This window comes from Fibrobacter sp. UWB16 (genome assembly GCF_900215325.1).
In the GTDB taxonomy this organism is placed as follows: Bacteria; Fibrobacterota; Fibrobacteria; order Fibrobacterales; family Fibrobacteraceae; genus Fibrobacter.
Map to the genome: position 1 here is coordinate 1,046,287 of NZ_OCMS01000001.1, position 14,040 is coordinate 1,060,326.

15 protein-coding genes are annotated in these 14,040 nt (G+C 49.6%); 4 read left to right on the forward strand and 11 right to left on the reverse strand.

Features of this window, described 5'->3' with window-relative positions:
* The first annotated feature begins 93 nt into the window (after positions 1 to 93).
* Positions 94 to 729 (forward strand): NUDIX hydrolase, encoded by a 636-nt coding sequence (locus tag CRN95_RS04310; protein ID WP_097020172.1) that lies wholly within the window; start codon positions 94 to 96, stop codon positions 727 to 729.
* Positions 696 to 1,775, forward strand: a complete 1,080-nt coding sequence (locus CRN95_RS04315; RefSeq protein WP_097020173.1) for a sugar nucleotide-binding protein — start codon at positions 696 to 698, stop codon at positions 1,773 to 1,775. Before CRN95_RS04310 ends, CRN95_RS04315 begins: the two co-directional genes overlap by 34 nt.
* Here the strand turns inward: CRN95_RS04315 and CRN95_RS14985 are convergent.
* The 11 genes from CRN95_RS14985 to CRN95_RS04365 form a co-directional block, all read right to left on the reverse strand.
* The gene (locus CRN95_RS14985) at positions 1,744 to 2,202 is read right to left on the reverse strand and encodes a hypothetical protein (RefSeq protein ID WP_235002867.1); all 459 of its coding nucleotides are present in this window, start codon (positions 2,200 to 2,202) and stop codon (positions 1,744 to 1,746) included. The two genes, CRN95_RS04315 and CRN95_RS14985, sit on opposite strands and share 32 nt — an antisense overlap.
* A 345-nt stretch (positions 2,203 to 2,547) precedes the next feature.
* On the reverse strand, positions 2,548 to 3,288 hold the full coding sequence (locus CRN95_RS04325; RefSeq protein WP_097020174.1) for a hypothetical protein: 741 nt from the start codon (positions 3,286 to 3,288) through the stop codon (positions 2,548 to 2,550).
* Between the two features lie 62 nt (positions 3,289 to 3,350).
* Positions 3,351 to 4,148 carry a tRNA (N6-threonylcarbamoyladenosine(37)-N6)-methyltransferase TrmO gene (gene tsaA, locus CRN95_RS04330; protein WP_235002868.1) on the reverse strand — a complete coding sequence of 266 codons (798 nt, stop codon included), beginning with the start codon at positions 4,146 to 4,148 and terminating at the stop codon, positions 3,351 to 3,353.
* A gap of 59 nt (positions 4,149 to 4,207) precedes the next feature.
* Positions 4,208 to 5,428, reverse strand: a complete 1,221-nt coding sequence (locus tag CRN95_RS04335; protein WP_097020175.1) for a hypothetical protein — start codon at positions 5,426 to 5,428, stop codon at positions 4,208 to 4,210.
* Between the two features lie 175 nt (positions 5,429 to 5,603).
* Positions 5,604 to 8,822 (reverse strand): carbamoyl-phosphate synthase large subunit, encoded by a 3,219-nt coding sequence (gene carB, locus CRN95_RS04340; RefSeq protein WP_097020176.1) that lies wholly within the window; start codon positions 8,820 to 8,822, stop codon positions 5,604 to 5,606.
* A 249-nt stretch (positions 8,823 to 9,071) separates the two neighbouring features.
* Positions 9,072 to 9,248 (reverse strand): hypothetical protein, encoded by a 177-nt coding sequence (locus CRN95_RS14765; RefSeq protein ID WP_159462272.1) that lies wholly within the window; start codon positions 9,246 to 9,248, stop codon positions 9,072 to 9,074.
* Positions 9,249 to 9,369: 121 nt separating this feature from the next.
* Positions 9,370 to 9,672: an HU family DNA-binding protein gene (locus tag CRN95_RS04345; RefSeq protein ID WP_014545592.1), complete on the reverse strand. Its 303-nt coding sequence runs from the start codon at positions 9,670 to 9,672 to the stop codon at positions 9,370 to 9,372.
* Between the two features lie 107 nt (positions 9,673 to 9,779).
* Positions 9,780 to 10,907, reverse strand: coding sequence for an AI-2E family transporter (locus CRN95_RS04350; protein WP_088630531.1), 1,128 nt, complete (start codon positions 10,905 to 10,907; stop codon positions 9,780 to 9,782).
* Complete coding sequence (locus CRN95_RS04355; RefSeq protein WP_097020177.1) at positions 10,885 to 11,670, reverse strand: hypothetical protein; 786 nt, start codon at positions 11,668 to 11,670, stop codon at positions 10,885 to 10,887. The genes CRN95_RS04350 and CRN95_RS04355 overlap by 23 nt, the downstream gene beginning before the upstream one ends.
* Positions 11,657 to 12,388, reverse strand: a complete 732-nt coding sequence (locus CRN95_RS04360; RefSeq protein WP_097020178.1) for a CIA30 family protein — start codon at positions 12,386 to 12,388, stop codon at positions 11,657 to 11,659. Before CRN95_RS04360 ends, CRN95_RS04355 begins: the two co-directional genes overlap by 14 nt.
* Positions 12,389 to 12,892, reverse strand: a complete 504-nt coding sequence (locus CRN95_RS04365; protein WP_088630528.1) for a hypothetical protein — start codon at positions 12,890 to 12,892, stop codon at positions 12,389 to 12,391.
* A 33-nt stretch (positions 12,893 to 12,925) separates the two neighbouring features.
* Between CRN95_RS04365 and CRN95_RS04370 the strand changes: the two genes are divergently transcribed.
* Positions 12,926 to 13,750 (forward strand): tetratricopeptide repeat protein, encoded by an 825-nt coding sequence (locus CRN95_RS04370; RefSeq protein WP_088630527.1) that lies wholly within the window; start codon positions 12,926 to 12,928, stop codon positions 13,748 to 13,750.
* A 30-nt stretch (positions 13,751 to 13,780) separates the two neighbouring features.
* Positions 13,781 to 13,975 carry a hypothetical protein gene (locus tag CRN95_RS04375; RefSeq protein WP_088630526.1) on the forward strand — a complete coding sequence of 65 codons (195 nt, stop codon included), beginning with the start codon at positions 13,781 to 13,783 and terminating at the stop codon, positions 13,973 to 13,975.
* Positions 13,976 to 14,040: the final 65 nt, after the last annotated feature.

The window sequence follows — 14,040 nt, forward strand, 5'->3', positions numbered from 1 at the left end:
ACGATGCATAACGAGAGGGTGGTGCCCGCTTACTTCGACTGCGCTCAGCACAGGCTCCAGCGGGCATGATATTGTATTTTCTAAATTTGAGGTATGAAACCATGGAAATTGTTGGATTCTGAATTTTTGGTGGATGCGCCGTGGTTGAAGGTCGCAAAGGAAACGTGCGAACTGCCAAACGGCAAGGTCATCGATGATTTTTATACGTTATGGCAACCCGACTGGGTTTTGATTCTTGCACGCACAAAGGAAGGCAAGTGGGTCATGACGGAACAGTACCGCCACGGGACGGGAAAGATTGCGCTTGAGTTCCCGGCAGGGATTATAAACAAAGGCGAAACGCCGGAAGAAGCGGCAATCCGCGAATTACAGGAAGAATGCGGTTATCGCCTCGAAGAAGGGAGATGCCCGCTCAGTGGCGGGCATGACAAATCAAACGGAGACTTTACTGGATCCTTCGCTTCGCTAAGGATGACGAATAGCGCTGTAACATACATCGGGTCGTTCCCGGTGAATCCGGATAGGCATCGCGGAAAATTCCATGTTGTGTTCATCGACGGTGTGGAACGCTTGGGCAAAACGAGCTTTGACGATACGGAAGACATCGAGACGTTCCTGTACACGGACGAAGAATTTCAGGCAAAAGTTGCCGACGGTACATTCAATCACCCGCTTCAAATCGCAGGCTATTTCAAGTGGAAATTATCGCAATCCGCCTCCCGATCTTAATTCTCGGGCTGAACGGCGTTCCAGGCTTTGCGCTTTTTAGGCATTTCAATAAACTGTACGGCAGCGTGACCGTTCGCGAGAACGTGCCGGGCGTTATTGGCATCCGGCCGATTAAACACCCTTGCGTTTTTGGCGAAAATGTCTTCGGCGTAGATGCCGAAGAGACCGAACGCTTGGGCGAGCTTTTCGAGAAATTCCGTTTTGGCACAGTCATTGACGCAAGCGGAAACTGTGCACTCAAGGCCTGCGAATGCGACCCCGCGCGCAGCCGACTTTTGAATTACAGTCAGGGCGTTGATGCCGCCACATTCGCCGCACGCTACAACGCAACGCTCATCCGCATTTCAGCCGACATGGTCTTTAGCGGAGACGAGAAGACAAAGCCAAACCGCCCTTACGTCGAAACCGACCCGAAAGACCCCATCCACAATTACGGCAAGCACCAGGCCGAAGCCGAAGATGCAATTACCGCCATCAAGCCTGACGTCGTGATTTTACGCGTGCCGCTTCCGATGGACTACGCACCTGGCGGATGCGCCGGCGCCATTGACTGGATCACGTACCGGTTCCGCCCCGGCCGCCCAGCGACCTTGTTCACCGACGAATACCGCAATCCGCTTTCGGGTCCGGACCTTTGCCGCACCGTACAATACATCCTGGAACATAAATTTCCCGCAGGCATTTACAACTGCGGCGGTCCACGTCGCGTTTCACTCTACAATGTCGGACAAATCGTGAACGCCGTTGGCGGCTACCCTGCCGAACTCCTCCACGGAGTGCCGCGAATTGAAGGCGGTCCGATGCCTCCACGCGTGGGAGATATCAGCATCAATTCAGAAAAGCTCTACAAATTGCTGCCGCCAGGATTCATTAAGCCTTGGCCCGCTTTCGACTGGCTCGTGCCCGACAGCTTCGACTGGCACAAAACTTTTGGACGCAATATTAAAGACAAACGTAAAATGGGCAGCGACGAAGCAATCACCAACTTACTTGTCAACGGAGTAAATACGTTTTTTATCCGCGAGTTAGGCGGAACAAGAGCGTAAACGATTTGCGGCCGCCACCATCGCTACCATAGTAATCATCTTCAAATCCGATAACACTCGTAAATGCGAGCGCAACGCCAATCGACCAGGTTTCACTCACCCACCAATCCTTACCCACTTCATAGCGCAAGAAGTAGCTTTCCGTCACCACATCATCGAAGTTGTCTTCTACACGGACACCTAAAATATCAAGCCCGCCGGAGAACCCAAAATAAAGTCCCCTCAACTGCGAAGACGGATTGCGGAACGGATAAACAGAGAAACCGACACCAAACCAGCCATAAGCAGCAACCGCATCGAATTCACGCTTATAATAAGATTCGCTATTTTCCGACAGGAAAATCAAATGGCCATTTTCATCGGCGATATAACGTTGTTCAATATTATTTTCTTCGCGTATCGCAGAACCCCTGTAAAGGCCACCCATAAACGTAAAATACAAGGAGACTACATTTCCAATTGCACCGCCAAATCTAAAATCTAGCGAAGGAAATTCGAAGCCACTAAAATTCCAATGTTTTTTCGGGCCCCAATATCTAACACTTTTTACAACATATCTACCCAAAGTTTTATCCCAATCGCCTTTTTCATCACGATGAGAAATATACTCGTCTTTGGACAAACTCATATAGGATAAACCAAGGCCTACACTGAAAAAACTGCCGCGATGTTCACAGGGAACCGCAGGCTTATTCTCTTCTGGGATTTGAGCCCAAGCTACCGACGCAGCCATTAACGCAACGATCAATACTTTAAATATCTTCATTGTCAATTAACCACGCGTCATACGGAACGAAAGCGACAGAACATTATCGGACCTATGGGATTTGACGGTTTCCCAAACCAAGCTGCTATGAGCAAAGCCTATTCCAAAGCCAATCGCATAGTGGTCATTAATCCACCATTCCTTGCCCGTTTCCAATTCAAAACCAAATCCGCCATTTCCGGTAGCACTATCATGACCACCATTTATCACAGCCACAAACAAGGTGTATCCCAACGAGCCACCAACAAAGAATCCATTCATTGGCGAATTCTTGTCGCGAATCGGATAGAAGGTTGCACCAAAGCCAAAATACGTTCTAAAGTTGTATGCATCGTTAGAAGTCGGAATATCTACATTTTCTATTTCAGGAACATTGATACATCCAACTTCCGTGCAGCATTCATGATATTTCTCATTGAAATAATCTACCGTTCCCATAAAGAATCCGACATTAAAAACAGTATGGAAAGCTACCAAATCAGCAATGGCGACACCGAACTTAAATTCACCGAGAGCAAAAGAACCGCCGCTAAACTCATAATATTCAACATCATGGCGTTGACGATCATTGTATTTATCTGTATCGTCAAGGCTGTTGTAGAACCAGTTATAGGCCGTACCAAAGGAGGTGCTATTGTAGAATCCACGATGTTCACGCGGGGCATATTTGCCGATTGTAGGGACAGACTGGGCGCAAGCAAATGTTGCAATGCACAAAGTAAATATCGCAATAAGTTTATTCTTCATATTTCTGACAAGAAACGTTTAATTTGAGCAAAATATAACAAATTCAATTAGACAAGAATCTATTAAAAGATCTTGAGAAAGTCTCGGTGAAGTTGTTTATCACCGTACTTGTCTTCGGCACCGGGGGTTAAATCGGCCTCGGAATAGCCACTCGAAATACGCAAAAGCAAGACTTTGCGATTCGCATCATCATAGCGAAAGTGAATGCGGAACGTTCGATAAGCGAGCACGCCCGTTTTGGAATTTTCATCGACTGTCAAGCGACGGCGTGAACTGTCAAAAACATCTTTCGAAAAATTTCCACGAGAAAGTTGCACATGAGCAAAGCTTTCCAAATCAAAAGCGCTACGTTCTGCAATCCAGCGATTTTGTTTGGCAAACTCGGTAGACATTTCGACCGTCCACAGCTCCCCCACTTGCTCTTCGACCCAGCCCGCTTTAGCATCCGGAAACGCATCCGCCATCGGGATGTACGGCTTGATGTCAAGCACGGGCGTTCCGTTCAGCAAGTCCGCCTCATCGACATAAAGCGTCAGCCCTTCGACTTTCAGGAGTCGCACGCAACTAAGACCAATCGGATTTGGGCGATATGGACTGCGGCTAGCAAAAGTGCCTACGCGATCTTTGCCCTTGGGCGGTACAGGAGGGCGCGTTGTCGGACGCCAACCTTCATTTTCATGGAACTGGAAAATCACCCAGATGCGTTCAAAGCCATCCAAATCACGGAGGGCTGTTTCGAAATTCATCCCCGGCTTCAGCACAATGCGGCCAGGATGCCCAGCAAAAAGGCGCCCCTGTCGGGGTGCATCGTACTTGTAAACGGCATTACCGTAAAATGTACCTATCGGACAAATCTGCACAGCAGAAATATAGATAATAGAGGGAGTCGCCAAGATGTAGGGGATCAAACGCCTTTACGTCAATCGCTGTAATAACCGCGAAGATCGTAAACCAAGTTGACCGAAACTCGGCCAGAATTCGAAAAAGACTTTCCCAAGGTCCAATCGTAGCGCAACATCAACGAAAGCCAATGAGACTTGGAACTAGACGCTAAAAGGTTATACCCGATATCGCCACCCAAGAACCAACCTTTATACGATCTATCATATGCGCCGCCCCAAACGATATCGACAAAGAGCCCCTTACGCTGCGAAAACCTGTGAACGGATTCAAGCGCCCATCTAGATTGCGTTTGGCCCATGGTGCCCGCATAATCCAGTTCCCAAAGCCAAGAGTGATGATCCGAAAAGCCCCACACAAAAGCGAAACGCATATTCGGATACCATTTACCATAAAGATCCTTGCCACCAGCCGCAACCTCCAATCCAACATAATCAGAAAGATAGCACAACAGATCGGCAGCAATCCCCGCAAAGACGCCACCGGCAGTACTCGCAGATTCTGTAGCTCGACACTGAGCCTCATGGGTATTGGAGTAATCCACCACTTCGGTATTGGGGCTATCGGGCTCCACATCCTGATTCATGACCAAACACGTCAACGAATAAACAACGGATTGCAGATTTTCGTCTTGCGAGAACTTTTTATGAACGCCCTTGACGACTTTGGAACCGTGCAAGCGCACCATCCCCGCCCAATAATAATCTTTCAATTTTATCAGGAATAGCTGAACATTGACCTTGTTGCTGTTTTCGGAAAGCTTATACCCAAGCACCCCAAGAGCCGATTCCGCCCTTTGAGTTGCAAGATTCGCCTTACGATCTTCAACATTTACAAATACGGGATCCATAAAATATACTTCGTCCGGTTTTTCGCCTTTGTAAATCTTTGACGCCTTTCCAAAAGACATCTTCAGCATGGTTTCCACGGCGTTGTCAACGTCATCCACTTCCGCGACCACAGAAGAATCCGTTTCGATTTGACCATCTGCCAAGAACTTTTTCATCTGTATATGATGCATCACTGGATTAGACGACGAAAAAGAAACACCTATTTTTTCAACATTAGGGCTAGGAACATATCCCAATTCCGCCAAATAGACCGTCGCCATAGCCTTCAGCTTTTTCGCCGAAAGGTCTCGTGGGCCACGGCTATCGCCTTCAATGACCTGCACTTCAACCGCTCCCGCAAATGCAGCAAGGAACACCAACAAAGAAAAAATACGAGAAAACAAGGACATTGGATTAAAATACTAAATATCAATTGCTAATTCGCACAAAATATAGATAAAAGAGATGAGTGGTAAATTAGGATAGATGATGTACAAAAAAGGACTGCAGAGATGCAGTCCTTTGAATGTTTTGATACGTTTTTAAAGGCGACCCCGGCACAGGCCCGGGGTAACACTTTAGGCGTTAAACTTCCTCGATAGAGGCGTGATATTCCTGAAGAGATTTAACCGCGCCGTGGCCATTCCTTGCGGCGGCGATGCCCTTGACGGTGTTGTAGGCACCGGCGAGCGTCGTGATGTACGGGACCTTGTACTTGATGGCTGCCTTGCGGATAGCGCTTTCGTCCTTGATGGCGTCGCGCTTTGCCCATGGCGTGTTGATGATGAGGTTCACCTGCTTGTTCAGGATGATATCGAGAACGTTCGGGCGGCCTTCAGCAATCTTGTTCACCACTTCGCACTTGACACCGGCGGCTTCATAGAACTTGGCGGTGCCTTCGGTAGCGTAGATCTTGAAGCCGAGTTTCTGGAATTCCTTGCCGATTTCGATGGCCTGTTCAGACAAGTTAACCTTGTCGGAGAGGCTAATCAGCACGGCACCTTCGTTCGGGAGGAAGGAACCTGCGGCTTCCTGGCTCTTGTAGTAGGCCAGAGCGTAGTCGTCGGAGAGGCCGAGGACTTCGCCGGTGGAGCGCATTTCGGGGCCGAGAACCGGGTCCACCTTCGGGAACTTGTCGAACGGGAACACAGCTTCCTTGGCACCGTGGTGGTTGAACTTCTTGTCCTTGAGCTTCAAGTCTTCGAGCTTGGCACCGAGCATCAGGCGGGTAGCGAGGCGAGCCATCTGGGTGTTGCAAACCTTGGAGACCAGAGGTACCGTGCGGGATGCGCGCGGGTTTGCTTCGAGCACGAACACCTTGCCGTCTTCGATAGCGTACTGCATGTTCATGAGGCCGCAAACGTGGAGGGCTTCGGCAATCTTGCGGGTATAATCCTTGATGGTTGCCAAGTTTTCCTTCGTGATGGTCACCGGCGGGATAATGCAAGCGGAGTCACCGGAGTGGACACCGGCAAGTTCGACGTGTTCCATCACGGACGGGATGTAAACATGTTCGCCGTCAGAGAGGGCGTCGGCTTCACATTCGAGAGCATTGTGAAGGAAGCGGTCGATGAGGAGCGGACGATCCGGGGTCACACCAACAGCCTTGGCAACGTATTCGCGGAGCATGTTTTCGTCGTAGATGACTTCCATGCCGCGGCCGCCAAGCACGAAGCTCGGGCGGATCATCACCGGGTAGCCGCCAATCTGCTTGACGCAAGCGAGGGCTTCGTCGATGTTCGTGGCCATGCCGCTTTCCGGCATCGGGATGCCGAGCTGGTCCATCATCTTGCGGAACAGGTCGCGGTCTTCGGCGATGTCGATGGAGTCGATGCTCGTACCGAGAATCTTGACGCCTTCGTCGGAGAGGGCGCGGGCGATGTTCAACGGGGTCTGGCCACCGAACTGCACGATCACGCCAGCCGGCTTTTCCTTGTGGTAAATCTGGAGCACGTCTTCGAGGCTGACCGGTTCAAAGTACAGCTTGTCGCTGGTATCGTAGTCGGTAGAAACCGTTTCCGGGTTGCAGTTCACCATGATGGTTTCGTAACCCATTTCGCGGAGGGCCATGGCAGCATGGCAGCAGCAGTAGTCGAATTCGATACCCTGGCCGATTCTGTTCGGGCCACCGCCCAAAATCATGATCTTCTTCGGGTTGGTGGAAGCGGTAGATTCGTCCTTGCAGTTGTAGGTGCTGTAGTAGTAGTACTGGTTCTTCACGCCGCTCACCGGCACTGCGCACCAGCCTTCGACCACGCCGAGTTCGGTACGCTTCTTGCGCACGTCCTTCTCGCGGATGCCGAGAATCTTCGCGATGTACTTGTCGCTGAAGCCGTCCTTCTTGGCCTTGATGAGGAGTTCGTCAGAAGGCAGGCGGCCCGGAGTCTTGAGCATTTCTTCTTCGAGTTCCACGAGTTCGCGCATCTGCTGCACGAAGTAGGCCTTCTCGTAGGTGGCGGCGAAGATTTCTTCGTCGGTAGCGCCCTTGCGGATGGCTTCGTACATCTGGAAGTGGCGTTCGGAGCTCGGGGTTTTGAGCATTTCCAGGAGCTCTTCCTTGCTCTTCTTGTTGAAGTCCTTCGCAAAGCCGAGGCCGGAACGACCGTTTTCGAGGCCGCGGATAGCCTTCTGAAGGGTTTCCTTGTAGGTCTTGCCGATAGCCATGACTTCGCCCACGGCCTTCATCTGGGTGCCGAGGCAGTCATCGACGCCACGGAACTTTTCGAATGCCCAGCGAGCGAACTTGAGCACCACGTAGTCACCGCTCGGGGTGTACTTTTCGAGGCTTCCGTCGCGCCAGTACGGAATCTGGTCGAGGGTGAGGCCTGCAGCGAGCTTTGCAGAAATGAGGGCGATCGGGAAGCCGGTAGCCTTGGAAGCGAGAGCGGAGGAACGAGAGGTACGCGGGTTGATTTCGATAATCACCACGCGGCCGGTCTTCGGATCGTGAGCGAACTGCACGTTGGTACCGCCAATCACGCCGATGGATTCCACAATCTTGAAGGCCTTTTCCTTCAGTTCTTCTTCGAGCTTCTTGTCGATGGTGAGGAACGGGGCTGCGCAGAAGGAGTCGCCGGTATGCACGCCCACCGGGTCAATGTTTTCGATGAAGCAGATGGCGATCATCTGGTTCTTGGAATCGCGCACGACTTCGACTTCGAGTTCTTCCCAACCGAGGATGGATTCTTCGATGAGGCACTGGTGCGTCATGGAGAGTTCAAGACCGTTAGAGCAAATGGTGCGGAGTTCTTCCACGTTGTAGCAGAAACCGCCGCCTGCACCGCCCATGGTGTATGCCGGACGGACCACCACCGGGTAGCCGATTTCGGACACAATCTTTTCGGCTTCTTCCACAGAGTGGCAAATGCCGGAGCGCGGGGTGTCGATGCCGAGCTTCTGCATGGTTTCCTTGAAGATTTCACGGTCTTCGCCGCGTTCGATAGCGTCGAGGTTCACACCGATGACCTTCACGCCGTACTTGTCCAGCACGCCAGCCTTGCTCAAAGCAGAGGCGAGGTTCAGGCCGGTCTGACCGCCCAAGTTCGGGAGGAGTGCCTGCGGGCGTTCCTTTTCGATAATCTGGGTGAGGCGGGCGACGTTCAGCGGTTCGATGTAGGTGGCATCGGCCATGACCGGGTCAGTCATGATGGTAGCCGGGTTAGAGTTCACGAGCACAATCTTGTAACCCTGTTCGCGCAGGGCCTTGCAAGCCTGGGTGCCGGAATAGTCGAATTCGCAAGCCTGACCGATCACGATCGGGCCAGAACCGATGATAAGGACTTTGTCGATGCCTTCAATCTTCATTTTGTTTATCTCCGTTGACTAATTATTTATTAAAAAACAAAAAAGCTGAACCAAAAGGCTCAGCATCTTTAAAATCAAAAATGGAAATAGAAAAACCAGCGAACGGCGCAACATCGTGCATGTCACAGGTGTACATTACATTTTTTGTAATCACGTTCATCACTTTCCTATTTCGCAAAGACTTAAACTTGTGCAAATATAGAATAAGCGATAGTTCTTTTCAATATCGGGTTACAAAAAACGACTATTTTATAAGTTTTCATCCACAGAATCATCAAGATCATCCGGCTGCGGATTGTCCTGACAAATCGGAAGGCTCGGATCATCCAAGCATTCGTCCGGAGTATCCGTACCAGAATTAGAAGAACATGCCATAAGGCAAAAAGCCGCAGTGGCGAAAATCGAAGCGAGAATTTTGCGTCCCATATAAAACCTCTAAGTTGTTATCCGTCAATATAATAAACTCATCGCAAAAAATTTCTATCAAAATAAAAAGGGCCGCCCTAAAGCGACCCAACCTTTGCAAAAAGCAAATCTAGCTCAGAAATTACTTCTTAGCCGGCTTGTTCTTAGCAGCGGTTTCCTTGAGAGCTGCACCAGCCTTGAAGCCGACAGTCTTGGAAGCCTTGATCTTGATGGTAGCACCAGTCTGCGGGTTGCGGCCAGTACGTGCAGCGCGGGACTTCACAGTGAAAGTACCGAAACCGATGAGCTGAACGTTGCCGTCCTTCTTGATGCCAGCAGCAATGCCGTCGAGAACTGCGTCGATTGCGCGAGCAGCAGCAGCCTTGGATTCAATGCCAGCTTCCTTGTTAGCGAGCACGGCTTCAATGAGATCTTGTTTGTTCATTTTATAACTCCTTGAGTCAGATTTGTGAATTGTTTGGTAATATTATACTTTTTTTTTCTTAGATAAGATGGTTTTTTATTGAAAAAAGTTTTTAAAACCGCATAAAATCAAGCCTTAGGAGCCAGTCTGCCCGCATCTTCTACGTACTGGTCGGCTCTAGTCCTTAATTTCTCTACATAGACAAGGCAAATACACGTGAAGGGAATCGCCACCAAAAGTCCCAAAAAGCCAAGCAACTTGCCCCAAATCGAGAGAGATAAAAGGATCCCCACCGGCGGCAAATTCATGGACTTACCCACAATGTGCGGCACCAAAAAGAAGTCCTGAATAATCTGCACAACAAGATAAATCGTAAGGATAATCAGAGCCACTTCCCAGAACGGCATGCCCTTGTCCAGAGCGTAAACCACCGCCAGTAGTAAGGCGAGCGGAATGGTCGTGAGTTGCATATAAGGGATCATGTTCAACGCCCCGGAGAAAAGTCCAAACGCCATGCCCATCGGGAGTCCCATCACGCTAAAACCAATTGCATACAAAACGCCAACCGTAAAGGCAACCATCGATTGTGCGCGGAAGTACGTACCCATGAACTGGTCTGTCGAGCTTGCAAACTCACCCGCTTCACGACGATAGCGACGCGGAATCAAGCGGCGAATGCCTTTTCTGATTTTATGCATATCGAGCATAATGAAGACAAGGTACATGAACACGACCGCTGCACTGGAAATACCCATAACAATCGTCGATGTCTTCGAAAGAATGTCCCAGGCGCCCGGAAGAATGCGGTCAGAGACCGTCTGCACCACGCTCCACACATCAAGCGATTCCATAGCCTCGGCAATGCTATTCCAAGAAATCATCGTCTTCACGGAGGCCCACGTATCTGCAGGCAAGAACGTCATAATTCGATCACTCCAGGTGGAGTCCGTAAAGATTCGAGAAATAAGCGTCCCTAAGTATTGAACTTCATGCACGACTTTTGGAATAAAGAAATACATACAACCGCCAATAATAATTGCGGCTCCCAAAAGAACAAGTACAACAGCAATAACACGATAACGGAATTTTATTTGCAATCTACAGACAAGCGGGTCCATGATGTAGGCAATCAAGAACGCCGCAAAAAACGGGAACAAGACTCCGCTCAAGTAATTCAGTACAACAAGAGAAACCGCTACTGCAACAGCAATCAGCACATAGCGCATTACCCTATCAAGCGTCCAATTTCTTTGCATTTTCCCTCCTGCATAGTTTCGCAGAACATACTAAAAATAGCACAAGTCCAAGCAAAATGGCACCGAGTACGATATACATCGTTTTCTTTTGGCCTTCATTTGCACCCCAGAGTCGCACATAGCGGATTTCCATTTCATCCGGAATGCCACGAAGCGTCGAAGCGCCACTTACAATTTCAAAGAAGGCGGCACGGTTCAAGTACGTTTTGCCATCATCTTCTTCAAGTCCCTGCTGCGAGAGCCACCATTCCGGAACTCGAAATTCACTGAGCGAAATTTTACTCACCGCAAAGCGTTCTTTTGAGCCACCCATCAGCAAGTAGGGCGCCGACGGGATTTCCTTTTCCAGAACGCGAAGGTTCGCATAATCTCCATTCCGCGTATAGACCGGGTCATCCGTCAAAATGCGGAGTTTCATGGAATTCATGCGTTTCGAAGCAACATGCACTTCCATGGAATCGAACTTCGTCAGGTCAAAAACTCCGGCAGGCCGTTTGTCCACAGACTTCAAGTTAAAGCCAACGCCCGCATACGTAAACGCCTTGCCCGAATGGATGACCACAGAAGAGGTCAAGAGCGTATCCGTCAATTGGACTTCGCTTGTCGAAAATCCTCCAACAACGCTATCGTTCAACGGTAAAACTTCAAACGTCCGCTCAGGGAAAAGCTCCACCGCCACTCCCCCACAGCGTGAATAGAAAAAGCCCCAAGCAATCAGCAGGACTAGGAAAAACGAGATTCCAATCCACCTACTTTTTTTCATCGTACTCCTTCACAGGGTGGCTACGCCCAATCGCCACGATCATAAGCCCAAGAATCATGAACAAGAAGATTCCGTAAGCCGTATTGCTTATACCGCTTGCAAAAATTTCTCGGACATTCACGACAAAATTCTTTCCACGAGGCTGTTTCCACCCTGCTGAAATTTCCACACGCGCAACGCTTTCGTGATGCAAGCGGTTCTTCGAGCGCTTGACACCAAGATCGTCATACCAAAAGTCCGGGATGTAGAAATGTTCAAACGGAATAGCAATCTTGTTGCGTCCGGTCTTCACAGGGACTTCTTTCAGCAACATCTTGAACGTATTCGACTTTTGCATGTCCGTCACATCCGGGTCATACGTCCAGACTTTCACAAGGATTTCATCTGTCCCGGCGATATCAAGGTCCATATAAAGCGTATCGACATTCTTCCAGTTGTGGAATTTCTTTTCGCCTGCCGGATCAAAGTCAAATACAAGTCCACACCAGGCCGATTTCTTTTCGTTCAAGCCTAACGCGCACTGGAACGAGACTAGCGAATCCGAAGATTTAAACTGGACCGCAGACGTTCCCCCGGCTGCATTGTCGTCAAATGCAGATACTTTTGCACCATCCCCTAGTGGAAACACCGTTTCAGCAAATCGCTCTTTCGGAAGCATTACATAGATGGCAACAACAATAATCGCAATGATTGCTAAAATCGTATATGATTTTTTCATTTACTCAAAAAATTTCCTTAAAGTTCTATTGTACTGAATGTAATCTAGCGGATCTTCTTCCACAGGCTTTTCACCAAAGACCTTGTTCACAAGCGAATCAATCCAATGGATAAAGAAGAAGTGGTGCTTGCCTTCTTTTGCCTGCGGAGCCGCCTTGATGTCCAAAGACCACTGCAAAAGCTGTTTCACCGTCGAAGGCGGCATATGGAACGTTTCGCAGCAAGTCGTCACGTAGCCATCGAAACCGTAATGCGGGAGCTTGCCTTTCACAAGCGGCTGACCGTGATCGATGCACACCGGATTTTCGCAGGGAGGGTCCTGCACGTTTTTCTTGTTCAAGTCATTGAGCCACAATTCGCGCGTTTTGTCCGAGAGTCCGCCGTAAAAGGCAAACGTCTGGTTGCACGGGAAATAAATGGAATAACACTTCGGGCAAATCCTCAGATCAAGATTGACAATTCTGAGGGACTCGACTTCTGAACCGCAAAAAGAACATTTACACATACTTTGAATATAGTTAATTCTATATTTAACCGCATGGCTAAAGTAGTTCAAATTACAGCAGAAAATTTTGAAGAAGAGGTCATCAAGGCCTCTGAAACGCGCGCTGTCGCGATTCTTTTCTCTTCCGCAGAATATCCGGATTGCGCTCCGTACTCCCAGTTGGCAGGCCAGCTTTCCACAAGCATGGACTTTACGCTTGGCGTCGTAAGCTGCGATGACCGCGAAAACATGCGCCTTATCCAGATGTTCCGCGTGCAGTCCGTCCCCGAGATTCACGTGGTCGACAAAGGCCAGATTGCTGATGTCATCCAGGGAGTGCTCCCCGAAGCCGACCTCAAGAAGCGTCTCGAAAAGTTCTACGTTTCCGAAGAAGCCCGTTTCCAGACAGCACTCGAAGACGCCATTGCGCAAAAGAACTTCGACCAAGCGCTCCCGATGCTTGACGAAGCTCTCGCCAAGAACCCAAACGACAAGAAGCTCCAGCTCCTGTGGGCAAAAGCAAGCCTTGGTCTCGGCGATACCGCAAAGGCAAAAGACATTCTCTCCAAGTTTGTCGAAAGCGACGACCAGTACCGCGAAGCCAAATCGCTCTTGGAACTTCTCGACTTCCACGCCGAAGTTGCCAAGAAGGATGTCCAAGGTAAAGAAGCTATCGTCTATCACGAAGCTTGCAAGCTCGCCTGCGCCGAAGATTTCGAAAGCGCTCTCCAGGCATTCCTGAACCTGTACGTAGAAGCTCCGGAATGGAACGATGGTGCCGCCAAGAAGGCGATGCTCACGCTCTTCGGCGTTCTCGGCCCCAAACACGAGCTCACTTGGAAGTACCGCGCAAAGCTCAACACGATGATGTTCATTTAACAGGCAACCACAAGGAAAGCTCCCGTCCCAATGACTTTACTTCTCGCCATCATGTTCATCGTATTCGTCGTGGGCGCGCTCATTCACGGGTATTTTTCCTTTGCCAACGTTGAATACAGCTTTCGCGAGCATCCTGTGCAATTCGTTGTCGTCCTCCTAATCATGCTCGGGGCGGCAATACTTTGCACGTACCTGTTTCTCAAAGAAATCGGTGTTTTGAAATAGCAAAAAACGCAGCTCGAAAAGCTGCGTTTTTTAATTACTTTGTCAAGCCCTTTGCGGGCTTTTCT

Coding starts and splice junctions, on each gene's coding strand:
- CRN95_RS04345 (WP_014545592.1), bottom strand. CDS start 9,672: ATGAACAAACAAGATCTCATTGAAGCCGTGCTCGCTAACAAGGAAGCT.
- CRN95_RS04335 (WP_097020175.1), bottom strand. CDS start 5,428: ATGTCCTTGTTTTCTCGTATTTTTTCTTTGTTGGTGTTCCTTGCTGCA.
- carB (WP_097020176.1), bottom strand. CDS start 8,822: ATGAAGATTGAAGGCATCGACAAAGTCCTTATCATCGGTTCTGGCCCG.
- CRN95_RS04325 (WP_097020174.1), bottom strand. CDS start 3,288: ATGAAGAATAAACTTATTGCGATATTTACTTTGTGCATTGCAACATTT.
- CRN95_RS04360 (WP_097020178.1), bottom strand. CDS start 12,388: ATGAAAAAATCATATACGATTTTAGCAATCATTGCGATTATTGTTGTT.
- CRN95_RS04365 (WP_088630528.1), bottom strand. CDS start 12,892: ATGTGTAAATGTTCTTTTTGCGGTTCAGAAGTCGAGTCCCTCAGAATT.
- CRN95_RS04310 (WP_097020172.1), top strand. CDS start 94: ATGAAACCATGGAAATTGTTGGATTCTGAATTTTTGGTGGATGCGCCG.
- CRN95_RS04375 (WP_088630526.1), top strand. CDS start 13,781: ATGACTTTACTTCTCGCCATCATGTTCATCGTATTCGTCGTGGGCGCG.
- CRN95_RS04350 (WP_088630531.1), bottom strand. CDS start 10,907: ATGCAAAGAAATTGGACGCTTGATAGGGTAATGCGCTATGTGCTGATT.
- CRN95_RS14765 (WP_159462272.1), bottom strand. CDS start 9,248: ATGGGACGCAAAATTCTCGCTTCGATTTTCGCCACTGCGGCTTTTTGC.
- CRN95_RS14985 (WP_235002867.1), bottom strand. CDS start 2,202: ATGGGTGGCCTTTACAGGGGTTCTGCGATACGCGAAGAAAATAATATT.
- CRN95_RS04370 (WP_088630527.1), top strand. CDS start 12,926: ATGGCTAAAGTAGTTCAAATTACAGCAGAAAATTTTGAAGAAGAGGTC.
- CRN95_RS04355 (WP_097020177.1), bottom strand. CDS start 11,670: ATGAAAAAAAGTAGGTGGATTGGAATCTCGTTTTTCCTAGTCCTGCTG.